This is a genomic window from Xylophilus rhododendri (assembly GCF_009906855.1).
Taxonomy (GTDB): domain Bacteria; phylum Pseudomonadota; class Gammaproteobacteria; order Burkholderiales; family Burkholderiaceae_C; genus Xylophilus; species Xylophilus rhododendri.
On sequence record NZ_CP047650.1, the window covers coordinates 4,158,307 to 4,180,204 of the forward strand.

16 protein-coding genes and 1 pseudogene are annotated in these 21,898 nt (G+C 70.0%); 11 read left to right on the forward strand and 6 right to left on the reverse strand.

The window, feature by feature from the left end:
• Window positions 1–31: 31 nt before the first annotated feature.
• Window positions 32–1,129, reverse strand: a complete 1,098-nt coding sequence (locus tag GT347_RS19185; protein ID WP_229722384.1) for an NAD(P)-dependent alcohol dehydrogenase — start codon at window positions 1,127–1,129, stop codon at window positions 32–34.
• A gap of 232 nt (window positions 1,130–1,361) precedes the next feature.
• Between GT347_RS19185 and GT347_RS19190 the strand changes: the two genes are divergently transcribed.
• The 4 genes from GT347_RS19190 to GT347_RS19205 all read left to right on the forward strand — a co-directional run bounded on the left by GT347_RS19190 (window position 1,362) and on the right by GT347_RS19205 (window position 4,851).
• Window positions 1,362–2,441: an alpha/beta hydrolase gene (locus GT347_RS19190; protein WP_229722385.1), complete on the forward strand. Its 1,080-nt coding sequence runs from the start codon at window positions 1,362–1,364 to the stop codon at window positions 2,439–2,441.
• A gap of 42 nt (window positions 2,442–2,483) precedes the next feature.
• Entirely contained in the window at window positions 2,484–2,957 is a 474-nt protein-coding gene (locus GT347_RS19195) for a C40 family peptidase (protein WP_160553730.1), read from the forward strand.
• Between the two features lie 100 nt (window positions 2,958–3,057).
• Window positions 3,058–3,363: a hypothetical protein gene (locus GT347_RS19200; protein ID WP_160553731.1), complete on the forward strand. Its 306-nt coding sequence runs from the start codon at window positions 3,058–3,060 to the stop codon at window positions 3,361–3,363.
• A 93-nt stretch (window positions 3,364–3,456) separates the two neighbouring features.
• The gene (locus tag GT347_RS19205; RefSeq protein WP_160553732.1) at window positions 3,457–4,851 is read left to right on the forward strand and encodes a hypothetical protein; all 1,395 of its coding nucleotides are present in this window, start codon (window positions 3,457–3,459) and stop codon (window positions 4,849–4,851) included.
• Here GT347_RS19205 and GT347_RS19210 read toward each other — a convergent pair.
• Entirely contained in the window at window positions 4,823–5,809 is a 987-nt protein-coding gene (locus GT347_RS19210; protein ID WP_160553733.1) for a Bug family tripartite tricarboxylate transporter substrate binding protein, read from the reverse strand. The genes GT347_RS19205 and GT347_RS19210 overlap by 29 nt on opposite strands.
• Window positions 5,810–5,908: 99 nt before the next feature.
• Window positions 5,909–6,775 (reverse strand): LOG family protein, encoded by an 867-nt coding sequence (locus tag GT347_RS19215; protein ID WP_160553734.1) that lies wholly within the window; start codon window positions 6,773–6,775, stop codon window positions 5,909–5,911.
• A gap of 133 nt (window positions 6,776–6,908) precedes the next feature.
• On the opposite strand from GT347_RS19215, the gene GT347_RS19220 reads away from it, so the two are divergent.
• The 5 genes and pseudogenes from GT347_RS19220 to GT347_RS19240 all read left to right on the forward strand — a co-directional run bounded on the left by GT347_RS19220 (window position 6,909) and on the right by GT347_RS19240 (window position 15,834).
• A complete protein-coding gene (locus tag GT347_RS19220) occupies window positions 6,909–8,219 on the forward strand; it encodes a hypothetical protein (RefSeq protein WP_160553735.1) in 1,311 nt (436 codons plus the stop codon).
• A 52-nt stretch (window positions 8,220–8,271) separates the two neighbouring features.
• Window positions 8,272–9,501, forward strand: coding sequence for an MFS transporter (locus GT347_RS19225; RefSeq protein WP_160553736.1), 1,230 nt, complete (start codon window positions 8,272–8,274; stop codon window positions 9,499–9,501).
• 126 nt (window positions 9,502–9,627) lie between these two features.
• The gene (locus GT347_RS19230) at window positions 9,628–11,070 is read left to right on the forward strand and encodes an amidohydrolase family protein (RefSeq protein WP_160553737.1); all 1,443 of its coding nucleotides are present in this window, start codon (window positions 9,628–9,630) and stop codon (window positions 11,068–11,070) included.
• A gap of 40 nt (window positions 11,071–11,110) precedes the next feature.
• A complete protein-coding gene (locus GT347_RS19235; RefSeq protein WP_160553738.1) occupies window positions 11,111–12,025 on the forward strand; it encodes a LysR family transcriptional regulator in 915 nt (304 codons plus the stop codon).
• 138 nt (window positions 12,026–12,163) lie between these two features.
• A pseudogene (locus GT347_RS19240) lies at window positions 12,164–15,834 on the forward strand (hydantoinase B/oxoprolinase family protein).
• Between the two features lie 648 nt (window positions 15,835–16,482).
• Here the strand turns inward: GT347_RS19240 and GT347_RS19245 are convergent.
• The 3 genes from GT347_RS19245 to GT347_RS19255 all read right to left on the reverse strand — a co-directional run bounded on the left by GT347_RS19245 (window position 16,483) and on the right by GT347_RS19255 (window position 19,310).
• Complete coding sequence (locus tag GT347_RS19245) at window positions 16,483–17,010, reverse strand: chromate transporter (protein WP_160553739.1); 528 nt, start codon at window positions 17,008–17,010, stop codon at window positions 16,483–16,485.
• Window positions 17,007–17,588: a chromate transporter gene (locus GT347_RS19250; RefSeq protein WP_160553740.1), complete on the reverse strand. Its 582-nt coding sequence runs from the start codon at window positions 17,586–17,588 to the stop codon at window positions 17,007–17,009. Before GT347_RS19250 ends, GT347_RS19245 begins: the two co-directional genes overlap by 4 nt.
• Before the next feature lie 84 nt (window positions 17,589–17,672).
• Window positions 17,673–19,310 (reverse strand): glucan biosynthesis protein, encoded by a 1,638-nt coding sequence (locus GT347_RS19255; protein ID WP_229722386.1) that lies wholly within the window; start codon window positions 19,308–19,310, stop codon window positions 17,673–17,675.
• A 239-nt stretch (window positions 19,311–19,549) separates the two neighbouring features.
• Here GT347_RS19255 and GT347_RS19260 point away from each other — a divergent pair, with 239 nt between their 5' ends.
• Together GT347_RS19260 and GT347_RS19265 are read left to right on the forward strand one after the other, a co-directional pair.
• Entirely contained in the window at window positions 19,550–21,508 is a 1,959-nt protein-coding gene (locus tag GT347_RS19260) for a phosphatase PAP2 family protein (RefSeq protein ID WP_229722928.1), read from the forward strand.
• 119 nt (window positions 21,509–21,627) lie between these two features.
• The gene (locus GT347_RS19265; RefSeq protein WP_160553742.1) at window positions 21,628–21,885 is read left to right on the forward strand and encodes a hypothetical protein; all 258 of its coding nucleotides are present in this window, start codon (window positions 21,628–21,630) and stop codon (window positions 21,883–21,885) included.
• Window positions 21,886–21,898 lie beyond the last annotated feature (13 nt).

Sequence of the window (21,898 nt, forward strand, 5' to 3'; positions counted from 1 at the left end):
GTCGGTGACTATCGCTCACGCTGTTACCTGATCAATCCTTCACTTCGTCGGCCAGCGTGGCCATGTCGATCACATAGCGGAAGCGCACCTCGCCATCCTCGACCTTGTCGTAGGCGTCGTTGACCTGCTGGATCGGGATGATCTCGATGTCCGGCCCGATGCCGTGTCGGGCGCAGAAATCCAGCACCTCCTGGGTCTCCGCGATGCTGCCGATCAGCGATCCGGCCACGCTCTTTCGGTGCATGGCCGTCTCCATGTTGTTGATCGGCGCCAGTGGCTCCAGCGCGCCGACCGCGACCAGGGTCTTGTCGCGCTTGAGCAGTTCGACGAAGGGGTTGACGTTGTGCTTCTGCGGCACCGTCGAGAGGATGAAGTCGAAGCTGGCCTTGAGTGGGGCCAGCGCTTTCTTGTCGTCCTCCATCACGCCTTCCACGCCCAGGCGCGCGGCCTCGTCGAGTTTCTCGCGGGTGCTGGTGAACACGGTGACCTGCGCGCCCATGGCCTTGGCAATCTTGGCCGCCATGTGGCCCAGTCCGCCGAAGCCCAGGATGCCGACCTTGTCGCCGGCCTGCACCTTCCAGTGCCTGAGCGGCGAATAGGTGGTGACACCGGCGCAGAGGATGGGCGCGGCCGCCTCGGGGCGCAGGCCGGCGGGGATCTTCAGCACGAAGTCCTGCTTCACGACCAGGGTGTCGCTGTAGCCGCCCATGGTGTTGTCGCGGCCGTACATGTTCTCGCCGGTGGGCGCTTTCTTGGCCGGCACCATGGGGCCGTTGTAGGTGGCCAGCCAGCTGTTGGGGCCTTCGCAGTAGTTCTCGAAGCCGGCCAGGCATGCCGGGCAGCTGCGGCAGCTGTCGATCATGCAGCCCACGCCGACGATGTCGCCCACCGCATGGCGGGTGACATTGGCACCGACGCGCGTCACCTTGCCCACCGCCTCATGGCCGGGCATGCAGGGATAGACGGTGTTGGACCATTCGTTCTTCACCTGGTGCACATCCGAGTGGCAGACGCCGCAATACATCACCGCGATCTCGACCTCGTCGGCACCGGCTTCCTCGCGGTCGAAGTCGAAGAGCTTGAGGCGGCTGAAGGAATGCTTGGCGGCGTAGCCATGGGACTTGATCACGGTGGGTTCCTTTATGCGGAGGCTGCAGAAGCATCGAGCCTCGCGGGCCGCGCGATGTCCCCGCGTGAGATCAGGCCGACGCCGGGCGTCGGAAGAATCACGCCGCGCACCTATCCGACAGCGCCGCGTAACCCAGGACCACACGGGAACCCTTCGCCGGCTGTCGCGATGCGGCCCGGAGGTCGCTTCCGATGGAGCCCTTCCAAAAACTCGCGCTACAAAGGTTTCCGCAATGGCCATTCACCACGTTTCCCGCCGCTCCTTCCAGGTTACCGCCACCGCACTCGCCGCATTGGGCGCCGCCCTGACCGTCGGCATGGCCCACGCCCAGACCGCACCCGCCATGCCCGATGCCGACATGAAGATGGTGCTCGACGCCCAGGCCAGCCTGAAAGGCAAGCCGATCGAGACCCTGACCCCGGCCGAGGCCCGCAAGCAGCCCACCGTGACCGATGGCGTGAACCGGGTGCTCAAGGCCGAGAACCAGTCGATCAAGCCGCAGGTGCTGGTGCCGGGCGTCTCCAGCAAGGACATCATGATTCCCGGCGCCGCCGGCCAGCTGCCCGCCCGTGTCTTCACGCCCGCCGGCCGCGGCCCCTTCCCGGTGGTGGTGTACTTCCACGGCGGCGGCTGGGTGATCGCCGACAAGCAGGTCTATGACGGCGGTGCCCGCACGCTGGCCAAGAACACCAAGGCGGTGGTCGTGTCGGTGGACTACCGCCGCGCGCCCGAAGCCAAGTTCCCGGCCCAGTGGGACGACGCCCTGGCCGCCTACAAGTGGACCGCCGCGAACGCGGTCCAGCTCAAGGGCGACCCCACCCGCCTGGCCCTGGCCGGCGAGAGCGCCGGCGGCAATCTGGCAGTGGCCACCGCGATCGCCGCGCGCGACGCCGGCCTGCCCAAGCCCGCCATCGTGTTGTCGGTCTACCCGGTGGCGCAGACCAGCACCGACACGGCTTCGTACAACACCTACGCCGATGCCAAGCCGCTGAACCGGCCGATGATCAAGTGGTTCGTCGACAACCTGACCAACTCGCCGGCCGACCTGAAGGATCCGCGCCTGCAGCTGATCGACGCCAACCTGGCCGGCCTGCCGCCGGTGGTCATCATCAACGCGCAGATCGACCCGCTGCTGGACGACGGCTCGCTGTTGGAGACCGCGCTGCGCAAGGCCAATGTGCCGGTCGAACGCAAGGTCTACGACGGCGCGACGCACGAGTTCTTCGGCACCGCCGCCGTGGTGCAGAAGGCGCGCGACGCCCAGGCCTTCGCGGCCGATCGCATGAAGGCGGCCTTCGGCACTGGCATGTAAACCGCGCCACGGCCTGCCGCGCGGGGCCCTACACTGCGCGGCATGCGAGCCCTCACCCAGCTGGCCGCCTGCAGCCTGATCCTGCTGCTGGCGGCCTGTTCCTCCGCACCGCGCCACCGGCCGCCCATCGTCTACCCCGAGCTGAGCCAGGAGCAGTCGGCCGACATCGCGGTGCATGCGCTGGGCCTGGTCGGCACGCCTTATCGCTACGGCGGCAATACGCCCGAAGGCGGCTTCGATTGCAGCGGCTTGATCGGCTATGTCTATCGCCTGCGGGCCGGCATCGCGCCGCCGCGCACCACCGCCGAGCTGGGCGACTTCGGGCATTCGGTGGGTGCCGGCGAGCTGCGCACCGGAGACCTGGTGATCTTCGGCCGCTTCCGGCCCACCCATGCAGGCATCTATGTGGGCGACGGCCGCTTCGTGCATGCACCGTCCACCGGCGGCGAGGTTCGGCTGGACCGGCTGTCCTCGGCGTACTGGTCGCGCCAGCCGGTGGCGTTCCGGCGACCTTGACGGGCTTGGCCTACGCCAGCTGTCGCCGACTGCCCGTTTCGCAGGCGCCGCATCCGGGCAGATTGGCTGCATGCCCCGCCGGGCTTCCAGGAGCCGACCCATGCCAGCACAGTCCATCGCCATTGCCGCCATCGCCATCCTGACCACGACCCTTTCCTGGGCCGCGATGGCCCAGCCGGCCAGCACGCCTATCGTGCCCGGCACGGAAGGCGCGCCGGGCGCCCGGCCGGCCAACACCACCTCCGCGCCACTCGACAGCGAAGGCGCCGGCAAGCCCGCCAAGGTCAGGCCGACCCGCCGGCCCACCGATCCCGCCACGGCAATGGAAACCACCGCGCCGGTCAGCCGCAGCGGCGATGTGCCGCGCCCGGCGCCTGCTCTTGCGCCTGAGTGCCCCAGGCCCTGACCCTGGGTGGTGCAGCCCAAGCGGCGTTCGCCAGTGCGGACATCGTTTCGCAGCCGGCGGCGATGACGGGCGCGCCATCCCAAGAATGGGCGGATGCTTGACCTCTCCACCCCCGCCTTAGCACCGCTGGTTTCCGGGCCCCCTGCGGCTGTACAGGATCGTGCGCCACCTGCCGCCTCTGGCCTTGCATCGCAGCCGGCCGGCCTGGGGGCGCTGGCCCATCTGCCGGTGAGCGCCGCCGCCACGCCGCTGGATTTTTCGTCCCATGACGACTCACCGCTGCCCTGGGCCTCGATTCCGATAGGGCCTTTCGCGGCAACGCAGTTCCTGAACGCGCCACACGGCTCCCATCAGGCGGATGCATCGGCGCCGCCGACACCGGGATCGGTGCCTATCGGTGTGCCGGCCTGGCAGGCGGCGCCCAAGTTCTATCCGCCTTCGAACCTGCCGCAGATGTGGGAGGTGCTGGGCCCGGTGATCCAAAAATCGCCGCTGCTGATGAACCAGCTGGACCAGGTCCGGCAGAACGGCTGGCGCATCGAATGGAGCGACTCCGGCCCGTCCATGTGCGACCACAATCAGAAGCTCATCCGCATGCGCTCGGATCATCCTCCGGCCCTGGCGATGCAGCTGCTGGCGCATGAAGTGGGGCACACCTTCCAGACGGCGCTGCTGCCGCAGCAGTTCTCCAACGACTATGACAGTGCCGCCGCGGTGGTGATGTACGAAGGCCAGGCGGTGTTGAACCAGTTCCTGGTGGCGGATGAGATCGAGAAGAACGGCGGCCCGAGCATCGGCTACGAGCTGCAGAACGCCGAGTTCTACAAGGCGGCGTTCCAGGCCTGGCAACAGCATGGCGATACCGAAAAGCTGCTGCGCCAGATCGAGAGCATGTATGGCTGGGAAACCTGTTCGGCCAGCGGCGGCTGCTACTGGGAGCTGGGCGCCAACCAGTGGCGCAGCGCTTTCGGGATGCCGCCGATCCAGCTCCCGCCGCAGCTCGTGCAGCAGGGCCAGGCCCACGCGATGGCGGCTTTGCAGCATGAGCTGCACGGCGCCGCGCGCCGGCCGCGCAACCCTGCCGCCGGGCGATCGGCCGTGCCGCTGCCGCCGCGCCGGCCACCGTTGGTGCCGGTGCCGGCTCCGGTACAGACGGCGGTTCAGGCCGGGCGGTCCTCGCCGGTGTCCCGGCGCGGCAGTTGGGCGCCGACCACGGTGCCGGTGGATGCCCTGCGCCGGGAACTGGGCGAGGTGCAGGCCCTGCTGCTCTATTCGGTGCAGAGCGAACTGGCGGTGCTGCGGGTGCAGCTGCAGCGGCTGGCGCCGATGCCGCCGCGGCATCCGGACCCGGTCGTGCACCGCATGGTGGCCTTGTTCCTGCTCTCGGCGATGGCCAGCCACAAGGCCGGCGGCGCGGCCGGGCGCGACTACGACAAGCTGCCGCGGCCGGCGGCGCTGTTCAATCCACGCGCGCGCCCGAATCCTTGACGATGGCGGCCCAGCGGCCCAGCTCGGTCTTCACCGATTCGCCGAACTGCGCCGAACTCAGGCGCCAGGGTTCGGCGCCTTGCTGGGCCAGGCGGTCCTGGATCTCCTTGGCGGCCAATGCCTGGTCCACCGCGGCGTGAAGCTTCTGCACGATGTCGGCCGGCGTGCCGGCGGGCGCGAACAGGCCGTACCAGGGGGTGAAGCCGAAGCCGGGCAGGGTCTCGCCGATGGTGGGCGCGTCGGGCAGCACCGCCACCCGCCTGGCGTTGACGACACCCAGCACCTTGAGTTTGCCGGCCTGGATGAAGCCGATGCAGGAGGGCAGGCTCTGCACCGAGATCGGCACCTGGCCGCTGACCACATCCGTCGCGGCGGCGGCCGACGACTTGTAGGGCACATGCTGGATGTCGATGCCGGCCTGCTTGCGCAGCACCTCGGCGATCAGGTGGTTGAGTGTGCCGTTGCCGGCCGAGGCATAGGAGATGCTGCCGGGCTGGGCCTTGGCCAGGGCGATCAGCTCCCTGACCGTGTTGGCGGGAAAGGCCGGGTTGGCGACCAGCACATAGCCGGCCGTGGCCACCGCCGCCACCGGCTCGAAATCCTTGATCGGGTCGAAGCCCGGGGCCTTGTACAGGGCCGGGGCGATGACCTGGGCGCTGTCGCTGGTCAGCATCAGCGTGTAGCCGTCCGGCCGGGCCTTGGCGGAATAGGCGGTGCCGATGTTGCCGCCCGCGCCGACCCGGTTGTCCACGACGAAGGCCTGGCCCAGCTGCTCCGATACCCGCTGCATGACGATGCGGGCGATGGCATCGTTGGCGCCGCCCGCGCCCTGGGGAACGACGACGGTGACGGCCCTGGCCGGATAGGCCTGCTGGGCCCTGGCCAGGGTGGCCAGGGGCAGGGTGCTCAGGGCCGCGGCCTGGATCAGGGTGCGTCGGGTGGTTCGGGGCGCTTGCATGGGTCTCCTCGCTGGTTTTTCGATGAGGAGATCATGGGGTGCCGCGGGCGACCGGCTTATTGGGAGTTTCCTGGCGGGGAGTCCATCCCCGAGCCGGCCTCAATCGAGCCGGTAGAAGGCCTGGATATAGTCCCACGCATCCTGCGGATCGTCGGTCAGGTGGAACAGGGACAGGTCCTTGGCCGAGATCGTTCCTTCTTCCACCAGCACCTCGAAGTTCACCGTGCGTGTCCAGAAGTCGCGGCCGAACAGCACGATGGGCACCCGCTTGGACTTGCCCGTCTGCACCAGGGTCAGCACCTCGAACAGTTCGTCGAAGGTGCCGAAGCCGCCGGGAAAGGCGACCAGTGCCTTGGCGCGCATCATGAAGTGCATCTTGCGCAGCGCGAAGTAGTGGAACTTGAACGACAGGCTGGGCGTGATGAAGCGGTTGCCGCTCTGCTCGTGCGGCAGGGCGATGTTGAGGCCGACCGTGAGCGCCCCGGCTTCGTGCGCACCCCGGTTGGCCGCCTCCATGATGCCGGGGCCGCCGCCGGTGCAGATGTAGAGCCGCTCCTCGCGCGGCCGCGCCTCGCTGTCGGTGGCCACCAGGTGGGCGAACTGGCGCGCCAGCTCGTACCAGCGGGCGTTGCGCACCTTCAGGCGGGCCGCGGCGATCGCGGTTTCGTCGCCCTCGGCCTCGGCGGCCTGCAGCAGGGCCTCGGCCTCGTCGGGTGCGAGGAAACGGGCGCTGCCGTACACCACGATGGTGTTGTCGATGCCCTGGGCCTGCTGGTCCAGGTCGGGTTTGAGCATTTCCAGCTGCAGGCGGATGCCGCGGGTCTCGCGGCGCACCAGGAATTCGGGGTCGGCGAAGGCGAGGCGATAGGCGTCGGCATGCAGGGTGTTGCCGCTGTCGGCATGCGATTGCAGCGTGGCCCAGGCGTCGGCGATGCGGCGGTCGTTGAGGTTGTGTGTGCTGTCCATGGCGCCATTGTCGTCGGATGCCTCTTCGGCCGCGGACGGGCCGTTTCGCCCGCCGCGCTCGACCGGCGCGGCAACCCCCAAAGCATGCGCGCGGCATGCGGCCGCTGGCTGCCTTCTTCATTCCAGGAACTCCATGCTTGACTCTTTCCTGCGCGCCGGCACGGCGGATGCCGCGGCGCGGCGCGGCGTCTTGCGCCAAGCGCGGCGCACGGCCCGGCCGGAGGTGGAGGTCGCAACCATCTGCGGCGGCGGTCCGTTCGCCGGATTGGCCGGCCTGGCCGGCTGCACCACGCCCGCGACGGCCGCGGACTTCTTCGCCGCCGACGCCGCCCCGCCGCCCGGCGTGCCCCCGGCGCGGCCCGGGCTGCGGCTGCGCCGCCAGCAACTCGATGCCCAGCAGCGCGCCATGCCGCACGAGCGGGCCGGCAGCGTCTGGCGGGCGCTGGCCGATCTGCCGCGCCTGCTGTTCGACAGCGGCATCGAGGCCGGCTGCTTCTTCGCCGCCAACGCGATCGCCCTGACGGCGCAGGCGCGTGTGCGCGAAGGCAGCCTGGGCGCCTGGACCGGCTGGGAGCCGCGCCGGCCCGACGAAGCCGAGACCTACGCGGACGGCCTGCGCGAGGCCGTGGTCGCCGCGGCCACCGTGGCGGCCCCGGTCGCGCTGGTGCTCTTGCTGGCGCGCTGGGCGATCCAGCCGGTGGCGGCGGCCCTCGGCCAGGCGCTGCTGGGGCCGCACGGCTGCAGCGCCACGCCGCCCGAGGTGTTCCACCCGAATCCCTCGCGCCTGCATGCCGATGGCCGCCTGTTGACGCGGGCCGAGTTGCGCAGTGCCTGGCAGGCGGTGCGGCGGGGCCGCATCGCCGTGGCGCGGCGGCAGCGGCAGTTCGAGCACGGCCGGCTGCGCAGCCTGGCCTGCGAGATGGCGCATCCGCTGGCCTTCGCGCTGCAGGGCCTGGCTCTGGATTTCCGGCTGCAGCGGCCGGGCATCCTCACGGCGGGGGGCATCACGCTGGGCACCGCGGCATTGGCGGCGACGCTGTCCGATGCCGGCCTGCATGCGCTGAAGATGTCCGCCCGGATGCGGGGCACCGGCGCCGGGGGCCGGCCGGTGTCGCTGCATCTCTTCGACGCGGGCCATGGCGATGCCGGCGCCAGCCTGGCGCGGCGGCTGCGGAAGGTCGCTGGCGGTGCCACTGGTCCGCGCGGCATGGCGCTGGCAATGGCCGCGGATCTGCTGCGCTGCCTGCTGGCGGTGCTGGCGCTCGATGCCTCGGCCGCGCTGGTCGACAGCCTGGATGCCCAGTTCAACCGCACGCCGGACCAGCGCCTGAGGGCCGAGGTCAACCTGGGCTTCAGCCTGCTGAGCAATGCGCTGGCCATGCTGGGTTTCCGGCTGGCTGCGCGGGCGTCTAGGGGATGCCTCGCCTGCGGCGATCGGCCATAGCGGCTATTCTCCGGGCCCTGCGCTCGCCCTCCGATTCCGCTTCCCGACCCCGATGACCGCCACCGACTACCGTTTCAAGGACCTGCTGCAGCAGCGGGATTTCATGCGTTTCTGGGGCACCCGCCTGTTCGGCACCGCCGGCCAGCAGATGCTGCTGGTGGCCATCGGCTGGCAGATGTACGACCTCACCGGCAGCGCCTGGGACCTTGGCCTGGTCGGCCTCTACCAGTTCGCGCCGGCCCTGCTGCTGGCCCTGGTGGCGGGCCATGTGGCCGACCGTTTCCACCGCGGCCACATCGTGGCGGCCTGCCTGCTGGTGCAGGGCGTGGTGTCGCTGCTGCTGGTGCTGGCCACCGAAGGGCATTGGGCCGGGCGCGGCCTGCTGCTGGGCATCTCGGTGGTGCTGGGCATGGTGCGGGCCTTCCAGCTGCCGGCCCAGCAGGCGCTGGTGCCCATGCTGGTGCCGCCGCTGATGCTGCCGCGCGCCATGGCCTTCGCCACCGGCGGCATGCAGACGGCGATCATCGGCGGCCCGGCGCTGGGCGGCGTGATCTTCGTGGCCGGCGCCAGTGCGGTGTACGGCACCTGCACGGCACTGTTCGTCATCGGCTGCGTGTTCATCGCCCGCCTGCGATACGCGCGGGTGGCCGCGCCGCGCGAGCCGGTTTCCATGCGCACCCTGCTGGCCGGCGTGGGTTTCATCTGGCACCGCAAGCCGGTGCTGGGCGCCGTCTCGCTCGACCTGTTCGCGGTGCTGCTGGGCGGCGCGGTCGCGCTGCTGCCGATCTTCGCCCGCGACATCCTGCACACGGGGCCCTGGGGCCTGGGCATCCTGCGCTCGGCGCCGGCGGTGGGCGCGCTGCTGATGTCGGTGGTGCTGACCCGCTGGCCGCTGGACCGCTACGTGGGCAAGCGCCTGCTGATCGCGGTCGGCATCTTCGGCCTGGCCACGGTGGTGTTCGGCCTGTCGCACAGCCTGTGGCTGTCGGCCGTGGCGCTGGCGGTGACCGGCGGCGCGGACATGGTCAGCGTGGTGGTGCGCCAGTCCCTGGTGCAACTGGAGACGCCCGACGAGATGCGCGGCCGGGTCAGCGCGGTCAACTCGGTCTTCATCGGCGCCAGCAACCAGCTCGGCGAGTTCGAGTCCGGCGCGACCGCCGCGCTGCTCGGCCCGATCGGCGCGACGGTGCTGGGCGGCGTGGGCACCATGGTGGTGGCGCTGCTGTGGGTGCGCCTGTTCCCGGGCCTGGCCACGCGCGATCGCATGGTGGCGCCGAAGTAGCAGGCACGGCGACGGTCTTCGTCGCTGGCGCGGGCCTTTCGTCTTGGCCGCCGGATGGCGGGATCGCGCACGAAGAATGCCTTGGGTCGGCCCACTGTCGGGTGCCGCCCACGAGGAGTCCTGTCCATGTTCCTGCCATCGATTTCCGGTGACCGCGCCCGCAGCCCCACCCGCCGTGCGGATGCCGCCACCAGCACCTCGGGCGATCCGGCCCGCGCAGGCGACGGGCCCGGCGCGGACGCCGAGCTGCCTGCCGGCGATACGCGGCGCCAGGGCGGCACCGCGGAAGCCGGCACGCAGACGCTGATGCACGACAGCCACTGCCATCTCGCCAGCGGTTATGCCGCCGTCCACATGCATGACTTCAGCGCCACGCTGGCCGAATCCCTGCTGCGCCAAGTGGCGCTGCTCGACGCGGCTGGCGTGGACTGCTGCCTGTGCATGGGCATTCCCACCCGCATCGAGGGCGGCGCCCTCAGCTGCGGCTGCGGCCACGACTTCCACGCCCTGGGCCGCAGCTACTACATGCCCGACGAGCTGCGCGACAACACCCGGCCGATCACCGTGGCCGACCTGCAAGCGCTGCGCCGGATCGGCCAGTACTACAACCCCGCGGTCGACTGGCAGCTGGCCCATGCCCTCGGCTCCCTGCCCGCCGAGGTGCGGCGCCGGCTGCTGGCCTCGGTCACCGGCATGCCGCTGCACGATCCCAACGGCGTGCACGATGTCATGCGGCTCAAGCGCGACCATCCCGGCGTCTTCTTCTGGGCCGGCGAGTTCACGCTCAGGAAGGGCGTGGTGGAGACGCAGAACCGCAGCTACCAGCCGGATTTCTCGCCCGAGGCGGCCATCCATGCCTACCTGGCCTTCTTCGCCCGGGCCTCGATGGGCGCCACCATGCACTGCGACGTCAGCGAGGAGCTGGAGTGCGTGCGCACCGGGCAAGCCGGCAGGGCCGAGTACTTCGAGGACGTCTGGGGCCTGTTCACCCGCCATCCCGGTAACGTCATCGTCTGGGCCCACCTGGGCGGCCTGGGCAAGTACAGCCCGCCTTCGCCGCGGCACGAAGACAATCTGCGCCGGCTGCTGAACGCCTTTCCGAACGTCTACATCGACATGTCCTGGGACGTCGTCGCCGCGCACTATTCGCCGTGTCCGGCACCGTCCCTCAACAGCAGCCAGGCGCAGCGCGATGCCTTCGATCCGGCGGCCGACCTGCTGTTGCGGCGCCGGCGCATCGCGGCCCTGGCGGCGGTGATCTCGGAGTTCCCCACGCGCTTTCTGTGCGGCAGCGATTCGCTGGTGGCGATGCGCGCGCAGTCGCTGACGGCGAGCTACGCGATCTATTCCGGTTTCGGCCAGGGTCCGGGCAGCGCGGCATGGGGCGGGCTGTTCGACCAGCTGTCTTCCGGCACGCTGGAGCTGGTGCTGCGCCTCAACACCGCGCGCCTCTACCGCCGTGCCCGCCGGCACGGCCTGGAATACGAACGGCAAGGCCTGCTGGCCGACATGCGGGCCATCCAGGCGCAGGCGACCATGTCGGGCCGCACGCCCAACCGCTGGCCCTGAACCCGCCGCCGCGCCGAACGCATCGGGTACAAAGCGCTTCATGAACCTGCGTTTCGTCGAGGCGTTCTACTGGGTGGTCACCCTCAAGAGCGTCACCCGCGCCGCCGAGAAGCTCTGCCTCACCCAGTCGGCCATGTCCAGCCGCGTCGCCGCGCTCGAAGAGGAGCTCGGCGTGCTGCTGCTGGACCGGCGCGACCGGCGCTTCCGCCTGACCGTGGCCGGCACCCGCTTCGCCGCCTATGCCGAGCGCCTGCTGGAGATGCAGCGCGAGATCCGGCTGGAGATGGGCGCGGCGCAGCGCCAGGCCGTCTCGCTGCGGCTGGGCACCATCGACTCGGTGCTGCATGCCTGGCTGATCCCGGCGGTGGAGCGGCTGCGCCGCGAGCACGAAGGACTGGAGTTCGAGCTCAGCGTCGAGACCACGCCGGTGCTGCTGGAGCAGGCCCGCCGCGGCACGCTGGACCTGATCTTCGCGGCCCAGCCCGCCGTGGCCGACGGCCTGCGTTCGCGTGCCCTGGCGCCGATGGAGATGGTGCTGGTGGGCCAGGCCGGCCGGCACCGCAAGGCCCGCTACACGCCGCAGGACATCGTCGATCTCGACCTGCTCACCTTCCAGCGCGGCTCGCAGCCGCATGTGGACCTGCTCGACCTGTTCCGCCAGGCCGGGCTGGAGCCGCGCCGGGTGCACACCATGTCCTCGATCTCGGCGATGAAGCAGCTGGCCGCCAGCGGCTTCGGCGTGGCCACCCTGCCGCGCGCGGCGGTCGAGAAGCTCGATGCCGAGGGCGGGCTGCGCATGCTGCGTTTTGCGCCGGCGCTCAAGCCCCTGCCGATCCATGCGAGCTGGCGGGCCGACCCCGGCTCGCGGGTGATCGAGACGGTGGCCGAGGCGGTCTTCGAATCGATCGCGCAGCAGCAGCAGTCGGCGCCGCGGCGCAAGGCCCGGGCCGTCTAGGCATCATCGATGCTTTCGATGGGCTGAGCGAAAAATTATCTGTTTGCGCCGTCCGGTACGGCCCCCAACAATCCCCGGTTTCCCCAGCAACGAACGTCGGCTCTTCCCTCCATGCAAGACCTCACCGCTTCCGCTTCCATGTCCCCCAACGCAGCGCCGTCCACGCCCCGGCGCTGGCAGTTCTGGATCGACCGCGGCGGCACCTTCACCGACGTGGTGGCACGCCTGCCGGATGGCAGCCTGCGCACCCACAAGCTGCTGTCGGAGAACCCCGAGCAGTACCGCGACGCGGCGGTGGCCGGCATCCGCCATCTGCTGGGCCTGGCGCCCGGCGAGCCGGTCACGCCCGCGCAGGTGGAGTGCGTGAAGATGGGCACCACCGTGGCCACCAATGCCCTGCTGGAGCGGCGCGGCGAGCCCACGCTGCTGGTCACCACCCGCGGCTTTCGCGATGCCTTGCGTATCGCCTACCAGAACCGGCCGCGGCTGTTCGACCGGCAGATCCTGCTGCCCGAGCTGCTCTACCGCCAGGTGATCGAGGCCGACGAACGGGTGGGCGCGCATGGCGAGCTGCTGCTGGCGCTGGACGAAACCGCCCTGCGCCGCGAACTCGCCGCGGCCTTCGACAGCGGCCTGCGCAGCGTGGCCATCGTCTTCATGCACGGCTATCGCTACACCGACCACGAGAAGGCCGCTGCCCGCCTGGCGCGCGAGGCCGGCTTCAGCCAGGTCAGCACCTCGCACGAGACCAGTCCGATGATGAAGCTGGTGAGCCGTGGCGACACGACCGTGGTCGATGCCTATCTCAGCCCGATCCTGCGCCGCTATGTCGACCAGGTGGCGGCCGACATGCCGGGCGTGAAGCTGTTCTTCATGCAGTCCTCCGGCGGGCTGACCGATGCGCGGCGCTTCCAGGGCAAGGATGCGATCCTGTCCGGCCCGGCCGGCGGCATCGTCGGCATGGCGCGCACCGCCGGCGTGGCGGGTTTTCCGGACGTGATCGGCTTCGACATGGGCGGCACCTCCACCGACGTCAGCCACTTCCGCGGCGGCCTCGACGGCGAATTCGAGCGCGAGTTCGAGACCCAGGTGGCCGGCGTGCGCATGCGTGCACCCATGATGAGCATCCACACTGTGGCCGCCGGCGGCGGCTCGTTGCTGCAGTTCGACGGCGCGCGTTTCCGGGTCGGCCCGCAGAGCGCCGGCGCCAACCCGGGCCCGGCCAGCTACCGCCGCGGCGGCCCGCTGGCGGTGACCGATGCCAATGTGATGCTGGGCAAGATCCAGCCGCATTTCTTTCCCCATGTCTTCGGCCCCCGGGCCGACGAGGCGCTGGATGCCGCCGTGGTGCGCGAGCGTTTCGCCGATCTGGCCGCCTTGACCGGCCGCAGCGCCGAGGAAGTGGCAGAGGGTTTCATCGCCATCGCGGTGCAGCAGATGGCCAATGCGATCAAGAAGATTTCGGTGGCGCGCGGCTACGACGTCACCCGCTACACCCTGCAGTGCTTCGGCGGCGCCGGCGGCCAGCATGCCTGCCTGGTGGCCGATGCGCTGGGCATGCGCCGGGTCTTCGTGCATCCGCTGGCCGGTGTGCTGAGTGCCTACGGCATGGGCCTGGCCGACCAGAGCGTGATCCGCGAACAGGCCTTCGAGCAGCCCCTGACGGCCGAGGCGATGGCGCCGCTGGCCGCGCAGCTGGATGCGCTGGCCGCGGCCGCCCGCGCCGAGCTGCAGAGCCAGGAGGTGAGCGCCGGCGCCATCGTGCTGCGGCGCCGCGCCCATGTGCGTTATGAAGGCAGCGACTCCGCGCTGGTCGTGCCCTTCACCGGCGATGCGGCCGATGCCGCCGCCGCCGTGGCCGCGCTCCGCGCCGGCTTCGAAGCCGCTTACCGCCAGCGTTTCTCCTTCCTGATGCAGGGCAAGGGCCTGGTGGTGGAGGCGGTGTCGGTCGAGGCGGTGATCGGCGGCGACGCGCCGGCCGAGCCGCGCCTGCCGCTGCAAGCTGAGCGCGAGGTGCCGCGCCGCGAGACGGTGCGCCTGTATTCCAGCGGCGGCTGGCACCTGGCGGCGCTGGTGGTGCGCGAGGACATGCGCCCCGGCGATGTGCTGGCCGGCCCGGCCATCATCGCCGAGAAGAACGCCACCACCGTGATCGAGCCCGGCTGGCAGGCCCTGCTGACCGAGCTCGACCACTTGGTGCTGGAACGCCGGACCGAACGCCAGGTGCGCTACGCCGCCGGCACGACGGCCGACCCGGTGCTGCTGGAGGTGTTCAACAACCTCTTCATGAACATCGCCGAGCAGATGGGGCTGCAGCTGCAGAACACCGCCTACTCGGTCAACATCAAGGAACGCCTGGATTTCTCCTGCGCGCTGTTCGACCGCGAAGGCAACCTGATCGCCAACGCGCCGCACATGCCGGTGCACCTGGGCTCCATGGGCGAGAGCATCAAGACGGTGATCCGCGACAACGCGGACGGCATGCGGCCCGGCCATGTGTATGCGCTCAACGATCCCTATCACGGCGGCACCCATCTGCCGGATGTGACGGTGATCACGCCGGTCTACCCGGAGGATGCGCCGGCCGACGGCTCGGTGCCGCCGCTGTTCTACGTGGGCTCGCGCGGCCACCAGGCCGACATCGGCGGCACCACGCCGGGATCGATGCCGCCGTTCTCCACCACCATCGAGGAGGAGGGGGTGCGCATCAGCAACTTCCTGCTGGTCGATGCCGGGCGGTTCCGCGAGGCCGAGACGGTGGCGCTGCTGCAGAGCGGCACCTGGCCCAGCCGGAATCCGCAGCAGAACGTGGCCGATCTCAAGGCGCAGATCGCGGCCAACGAGAAGGGGGTGCAGGAGCTGCGGCGCATGGTGGCGCAGTTCGGGCTGCCGGTCGTGCAGGCCTATATGCGCCATGTGCAGGACAACGCCGAGGAGGCGGTGCGGCGGGCCATCACGCGGCTGAAGGACGGGGCCTTCACCCTGCCGCTGGACAACGGTGCGCAGATCCAGGTGTCGGTGAAGGTGGATGCACGGGCGCGTTCGGCCATCGTGGACTTCACCGGCACCTCGCCGCAGCAGACGAACAACTTCAATGCGCCCACGGCGGTCTGCATGGCGGCGGTGCTGTATGTGTTCCGGACGCTAGTGGATGACGACATTCCCCTGAACGCCGGTTGCCTGAAGCCGATCCAGGTGATCGTGCCCGCGGGGTGCATGCTCAATCCTGCGCCGCCTGCCTCGGTGGTGGCTGGGAATGTGGAGACTTCGAGCTGCATCACCAACACCTTGTACGGGGCGCTGGGCATCAACGCGGCGAGCCAGTGCACGATGAACAACTTCACCTTCGGCAACGAGCGATATCAGTACTACGAGACGATCGCCGGCGGCAGCGGCGCCGGGGTTCGTGAGGGGGGCGAAGGGTTCGATGGGACCAGCGTGGTGCAGACGCATATGACCAATTCACGGATGACGGATCCGGAGGTGCTGGAGTTCCGGTATCCGGTGCGGCTGGAGGGCTATGCGATTCGTGCCGGGTCCGGCGGGGAAGGGCGTTGGCACGGGGGGGATGGGGGGTGCGGCGCATCCGGTTTCTGGAGGCGATGACGGCCAGCATTCTGTCTAACAACCGTGGCAGCGGGCCGTTTGGCATGGCTGGTGGGGGGGCGGGGGCTGCTGGGGTCAACCGGGTCTTGCGGGTGGATGGGGCTGTTGAGGGGCTTGGGCATATCGCGCAGGTGGCTATGCGGGCTGGTGATGTGTTTGAGGTTTTGACGCCGGGTGGGGGTGGGTTTGGGTTGGCTGGGTAAGCGGTTTTCTTTTTCTTCTCCTCTGCGGAGGGCGGAGCTGGGGCTGCGCGCCCCAGACCGCGCTCACTTTCTTTGCTTCGCCAAAGAAAGTAAGCAAAGAAAGGCGACCCAGCTGCGGGAGTCCCCCTCTTCGAGGGGGCACGCTGCGGTGCTCGCAAAAGCGGGGTCCACGACAACTCGCTTCGCTCAAACAGGTCGTGGCCCTGATCCGCTTTTGCTGCGCTCCTCGCTCACCCGCAGACGGGACCCGGGGAGCGGGGACAGCCACTGCTTCGCAGGGCGACGGGCCGTCGCTGCGCTCGGCCTCTGATTGATAAATACCCGCCCTTCGCGACGCCCGGTCTTTCAGTGGAGGCCGAGCGCAGCGAAGGCCCGTTGCGCTGCGAAGCAGCCGCTGTCCCCGCTCCCGCTCCCGGGTCCCGTGAGCCCGAGAGCGAGGAACGGAGCAAAGGCGGATCAGGGCCACGACCTGTTTGAGCGTAGCGAGTTGTCGTGGACCCCGCCTTTGCGAGTACCGCAGCGGTGCCCGAAGGGCCTCGGGTGTCGGGTCGCCTTTCTTTGCTTACTTTCTTTGGCGAAGCAAAGAAAGTGAGCGCGGTCTGGGGCGCGCAGCCCCAGCCCCGCCCTCCGCCAAGGAGACAACCCCCATCACCCCAAGGCAAGCCAAAAAACCCCACCCCCCAACCCCAACACCAAAAACGCATTGATCCGCGTGAACATCAACGCCAGGGTAGAAGCCGCAGCCACGCTCCAGGCCCAGGGCCCACCCTCGGCCGCACGCAACAGAGTGGCCGAAGCAGCCAGGATCATGCCCGCCGCCACCGGCACCAGCCCCGCCTCGATGGCACGTATCCAGGGCGTGTGCTGAAAGCGCGCCCACAGCCGCGCCAGTCCGTAGACCAGCACCGAGCAGGGCAGGAAGATGGCCGCCGAAGCAAGCAAAGCCCCGGTGAACCCGGCCACATGCCAGCCGACCAGGGTCACCAGCAGCGACCCAGGCCCAGGCGTGATCCGGGACAGCGCGAACAGGTCGAGGAACTCCCCGTCGTCCATCCACGCATGCACCGCCACCGACTGCCGGTGGATGTCCGACACGATGCTCTGCCCACCCCCCACCGTCAGGAAGGACAGCGGCCCGAACACCGCCAGCAGTTCGCCCAGCTTCTGAAAGATCATGCCGAAGCCCCCGCCTTGCGCAGCCGCAGCCAGGCGATGCCGATGGACAGCGGCGCCATTGCCGCCACCACCCACAGCAGCGGCAGCTTCAGCAGGAAGAGGGCGATGAAGGTCAGCGTCATGACCAGCAGCGGCACGATCTGCCGCGCCGCACGCCGGGCCGCGCGGATGCCGGTCTGCAGCGACAGCCCCACGGCCGCGGCCGCCACGCCGGCCAGCACCACATGCAGCGTGTGCGACTCCTTCAACTGCGAGAACAGCGCCGCCAGCCCGATGGCCACGAACATCGGCGGCACCACGATGCCCAGCGCCCCCATGGCCGCGCCCGGCCCGCCGCGCAGGCGAAAGCCGATCCAGATCGCCAGGTTGACCACGTTCACGCCGGGAAAGGACTGCGCCAGCGCCAGCCCGCTGAGGAACTCCTCCTCGGTGATCCAGGCGCGGCGCAAAACGAACTCGCGCATCATCCAGCCGGAGAGGCCGCCGCCGAAGCTGGTCAGGCCGATCTTGCTGAAGGCGGTGAAGATGGCGGCCAGCGAGGGCACGGGGCGGGGGGATGTCTCGTTGTCGTTGTTCATGAGGGGGCCACGAAAAAGCGGGGCCGATCTTAAGACCGCCCCGCCTGTCATCGGTGCCGCCCCCGGGGCAGCTTTACCCGCGCTTCACGCAGGCCGGAACTGGAACAGCCAGGTCTCCGACAGCGTCTGCTGCCCCTGGCGCAGGTACAGGCGCAGGTCGACGGGGGCATTGCCCTCGGGTGTGTAGTCGAACTGGGCGCGCCAGTGGCCGGAGACGCCATCGGGCACGGCCTCGGTGAATACATAGGAGAACTTGCCGCTGGGCGCGCTGAGGACGGCCTCCGGCGCCACGCCGAAGGGCAGCTGGCCCAGCGGGCCGCCCAGGAACTCCACCATGAACTTGATCACGCCCTGCGGCCGCGGCTGGCCCGGCACGCCGCCGCGCCCGGTGCGGGTAGCCACGCAGCTGGCCAGGGGCGAGGGGTAGGGCTCCTTGTCGGTCCAGTGCAGCTTGTAGCGCAGGGAGATGGCGCTGCCGGCCTTTGCCGGCGCGGCCGGCACCCACATGGCGACGGCGTTGTCGTGGATCTCGTCGTCGGTCGGCAGCTCCACCAGCGTGACCGAGCCCTGGCCCCAGTCGCCCAGCGGCTCCACCCACAGGCTGGGGCGCAGGTCGTACATCACGCCGTCCTGGTAGTGGTCGAACAGGCGGTCGCGCTGCAGCAGGCCGAAGCCCTTGGGGTTGGTGTCGCCGAAGCTGGAGGTGACGATGGAAGTCGGGTTGTTCAGCGGCCGCCAGATGCGTTCGCCCGCGCCGTTCCACAGGGCCAGGCCGTCGGAGTCGTGCACCTCGGGGCGCCAGTCGGCGTCGCGCGGTTTGCCGGTCTCGGAGAACCAGTACATCGAGGTGAGCGGCGCCAGGCCCAGGCGGGCCACGTCCTGGCGCAGGAAGAGGCGTTTCTCGATGTCCATCACCACCGCCTTGCCGCGCTGCATGACGAACTTGTAGGCGCCGGTGATGCTGGGACCTTCGAGCAGGGCATGCACCACCACCGTGTCGCCGCCGTTGGCCGGCGGGTCGAAGTAGAAGCGGGTGAAGGAGGGGAATTCCTCGGCCTTGCCCGGCTCGGCCACGTCGATGGCCACGCCGCGCGCCGACAGGCCGTACTGGTAGAGCTCGCCGATGGCGCGGAAATACGAGGCGCCGAGAAAGGCCACCCAATCGTTGGTCTGCCAGGGCTTCTTCTGCTGGTCGCCCGCGCGGCTTTCCTGGAAGCGGAAGCCGGCGAAGCCCGCGCCGTCGGGCAGCTGGTGCGCGGGGCTGTCGGCGGGCATGTCGAAGTACTTGTCGTCGTAGACGACTTCACGCGCGAAGTAGTCGCCGCCGGCGTTCTCCAGCACGTACATGTGCACCGGCGTCTGGAAGAAGCGGCCCAGGTGGAAGAAGGTGACCGGGAAGTTGCCCGGGCCGTTGGCGAACAGCGCCGATTCGGGCTTGAACTTGATCTTGCCGTGCGCGTCGTAGTCGATCTTGTCGAGCACGTCCTGCGGCAGCGGCGTGCCAGGCGCGAAGGGTGCGGCGGCCAGGCGGCGCGCCTGTTCGGTCAGGTCGTCGAAGGAGAAGGGGCGGGGCTCGGACAGGCGCAGCGGCGTGGCGCCCGCCGCCTGGGCCCGAGCGGATCCTGTGGCGCCGAGGGCGGCCAGCGCCAGGGTGGCGCTGCCGGCGGCCAGGAAGGAACGGCGATCGGGCTTGGCGTGCGAGAAGGGCATGTGCAGTGTCATCCGGGAAAACTCGGGGGCGTCAATCCTATCCCGGGGGCTCGCGGCAAAAGGAACAAGATGAAAGCGGGGGCGGAAACCATCGTGTGACAAACCCGTCATGGCCGCGTCTTGGCGCTTTTCTACGGTATGCGGCTTCATTCACTGAACGCGGCTTCTGCCGTCTTCCGATGCGCGCTCCTACCGATTCCAAGTCCAAGTTCCCCGCCGTTGCCGGCACCACCGGCATCACCCGCCGCTCGATGGCCGTCTCGCTGCTCGCGCCCTTCTACCTGAGCGCCTGCGGCGGCGGCAACGACGCGGTGATCGTCGACAACACCCCGGCCGGCAGCGGCGGCGGCAGCCTGACGATCCCGGCCGCGCCCTCGGGCCTGGGCAGCGTCGAGCTCGCCGCGGTGGCCGACGAAACCACGGTGCTGCCCTTCGTCGATTACGCCTTCACCAACCAGCGCGGCGATGCGCGCTACGCCACCCTGGCCACCAATGCCGGCGTGCGGGTGGCCTCGGGCTTCCTGGACATCTGGACGCCCAGCACCCTCATCGTCGATGCCGGCGTGACGGCGGCGGCCAGCGGCAGCTTCCCGGCCGTGGTGACCTCCACCTGGACCGGCATTCCGGGCGACTCCACCGACGGCACGGTCAAGAACGCCGCCGTGCACGCCGCCAACATCCAGTACGTGGTGACCGCCACCACCGCCCGCACCAGCGCCCAGGAACTGGCCGCCTACCTCGACGACCGCCGCGGCAAGGCCTACAGCGTGACCGACGGCATGGGCCCGCTGACCACCGCCTGGCGCACGGCGGCGCAGCAGACCACCTCGATCACCGCGATCGCCTCGGACGCCACCACCGTGGTCTACAACGACAGCGGCAACAACGCCGGCGTGACCACCAGCGGCGGCAACACCGCCTTCGGCCTGGCAGTGGACTTCATCGGCAACGTGGGCGAGAACGCCTCCACCGAACCGGCCAAGCGCTTCTTCAAGTACGCCCGGCCCTTCCGCTGGAGCAGCAGCGTGGTGGTGGTGCCGGCCCTGGTGCCGGCCGAAAGCACCACGCCCACCACCGACGGCGGCTACGTCAGCGGCCACACGGCAGAAGCCGTGCGCGACGCCGTCGGCATGGCCTACCTGGTGCCGCAGCGCTTCCAGGAAATGGTGGCGCGCGGCCTGGAACTGGGCGAGAACCGCATCCTCGCCGGCATGCATTCGCCGCTGGACGTGATCGGCGGCCGCATCCTGGGCCAGGCCTCGGCCGCGGCCAGCATCGCCACCGGCGCCAACCTGGCCGGCAAGACGGCCGCCTACCAGCAGGCGCAGACGGCACTGATGGCCGCGGCCGGTGTCACCACCTTCGCCGCGCTCAACACCTATGCCCACTCGGCCGCCACCAGCGCCGACCGCTTCGCCGACCGCGCCACCAACAAGGCCGCCTACCTGCGCCGCATGACGCTGGGTTTCAGCCAGATCGCCGACGCCACGAAGACGGCCATCGTGCCCAAGGGCGCCGAAGTGCTGCTGGAGACGCGCCTGCCCTACCTGACGGCCGCGCAGCGGCGGGTGGTGCTCAAGACCACCGCGATCGCCTCCGGTTATCCCGCGATGGACGATGCCGAAGGCTGGGGCCGCATGAACCTGTTCGCCGCGGCCGACGGCTACGGCGCCTTCAACGGCGACGTGGCCGTGACCATGGACGCCACCGCCGGCGGCTTCTCGGCCGCCGACAGCTGGCGCAACGACATCGCCGGCGCCGGCAAGCTGACCAAGCTGGGCACGGGCTCGCTGACGCTGACCGGCGCCAACGCCTACACCGGCGGCACGGTGATCTCGGCCGGCACGCTGGTCGCGGCCTCGGCGAGCGCGCTGGGCAAGGGCGCGGTCTACCTGGGCGGCGGCACGCTGGCCTGCCAGGGCAGCACGGCCGTGACGGTCGCCAGCTACACCCAGCTGGCCGGCACCACCCTGCAGCTGGTGCTGGGCGGCAGCGGCGCGGGCCGGCTCAACGTGACCGGCGCGGCAGTGGTTGCGGGCGGCACGCTGAGCGTAGGCTTCGCCAGCGGCTCGGCACCCAGCGTCGGTGACACGATCAACCTGATCACCGCCGGTTCGCTGGCCGGCACCTTCACCAGCATCACCGTGCCGGGCTACCAGGCCAGCGCGAGCTACAGCGCCACCGGCCTGCAGCTGCGCATCACCGGCTGATCGTTAGCACGAACTTCGATCGCAAGAAAGGGGCCCGGGCCGTCTCCCCGGGCTATTTCCCCCTGCTCGCCGCGGCCCTAGGCTGCGGCTTTCACACATGGGGGATGCCGATGAAAACGATGCGTGCGATTCATGCCCTGGTGGCGCTCGGCGTGCTCGCGCAGCTGGGCGCCTGCTCGGCCCCGGCGCAGCGGGTGGCCGCCGCCGGCGCGCCCTGCACCGCGCCGCTGAGCGGGGTGCGCGAGCGGGCCCACACCGGCACGCTGATGTATGTGGTGAGCGAGGATTTCCTGGGCGCCCATCCGTCCATCACGCCCACCAGCAACTTCGAGACCCTGGCCGAATACAACACGGACGCGGCTGGCTGCCGCCGCTGACGGCGCAGCCCCC

Excerpts from the sequence above, each read along its gene's own strand:
- GT347_RS19195 (WP_160553730.1), top strand. The coding sequence starts at position 2,484 with ATGCGAGCCCTCACCCAGCTGGCCGCCTGCAGCCTGATCCTGCTGCTG.
- GT347_RS19260 (WP_229722928.1), top strand. The coding sequence starts at position 19,550 with ATGGCCGTCTCGCTGCTCGCGCCCTTCTACCTGAGCGCCTGCGGCGGC.
- GT347_RS19200 (WP_160553731.1), top strand. The coding sequence starts at position 3,058 with ATGCCAGCACAGTCCATCGCCATTGCCGCCATCGCCATCCTGACCACG.
- GT347_RS19220 (WP_160553735.1), top strand. The coding sequence starts at position 6,909 with ATGCTTGACTCTTTCCTGCGCGCCGGCACGGCGGATGCCGCGGCGCGG.
- GT347_RS19250 (WP_160553740.1), bottom strand. The coding sequence starts at position 17,588 with ATGAACAACGACAACGAGACATCCCCCCGCCCCGTGCCCTCGCTGGCC.
- GT347_RS19230 (WP_160553737.1), top strand. The coding sequence starts at position 9,628 with ATGTTCCTGCCATCGATTTCCGGTGACCGCGCCCGCAGCCCCACCCGC.
- GT347_RS19190 (WP_229722385.1), top strand. The coding sequence starts at position 1,362 with ATGGCCATTCACCACGTTTCCCGCCGCTCCTTCCAGGTTACCGCCACC.
- GT347_RS19245 (WP_160553739.1), bottom strand. The coding sequence starts at position 17,010 with ATGATCTTTCAGAAGCTGGGCGAACTGCTGGCGGTGTTCGGGCCGCTG.
- GT347_RS19205 (WP_160553732.1), top strand. The coding sequence starts at position 3,457 with ATGCTTGACCTCTCCACCCCCGCCTTAGCACCGCTGGTTTCCGGGCCC.
- GT347_RS19225 (WP_160553736.1), top strand. The coding sequence starts at position 8,272 with ATGACCGCCACCGACTACCGTTTCAAGGACCTGCTGCAGCAGCGGGAT.
- GT347_RS19255 (WP_229722386.1), bottom strand. The coding sequence starts at position 19,310 with ATGACACTGCACATGCCCTTCTCGCACGCCAAGCCCGATCGCCGTTCC.
- GT347_RS19265 (WP_160553742.1), top strand. The coding sequence starts at position 21,628 with ATGCGTGCGATTCATGCCCTGGTGGCGCTCGGCGTGCTCGCGCAGCTG.
- GT347_RS19235 (WP_160553738.1), top strand. The coding sequence starts at position 11,111 with ATGAACCTGCGTTTCGTCGAGGCGTTCTACTGGGTGGTCACCCTCAAG.
- GT347_RS19215 (WP_160553734.1), bottom strand. The coding sequence starts at position 6,775 with ATGGACAGCACACACAACCTCAACGACCGCCGCATCGCCGACGCCTGG.
- GT347_RS19210 (WP_160553733.1), bottom strand. The coding sequence starts at position 5,809 with ATGCAAGCGCCCCGAACCACCCGACGCACCCTGATCCAGGCCGCGGCC.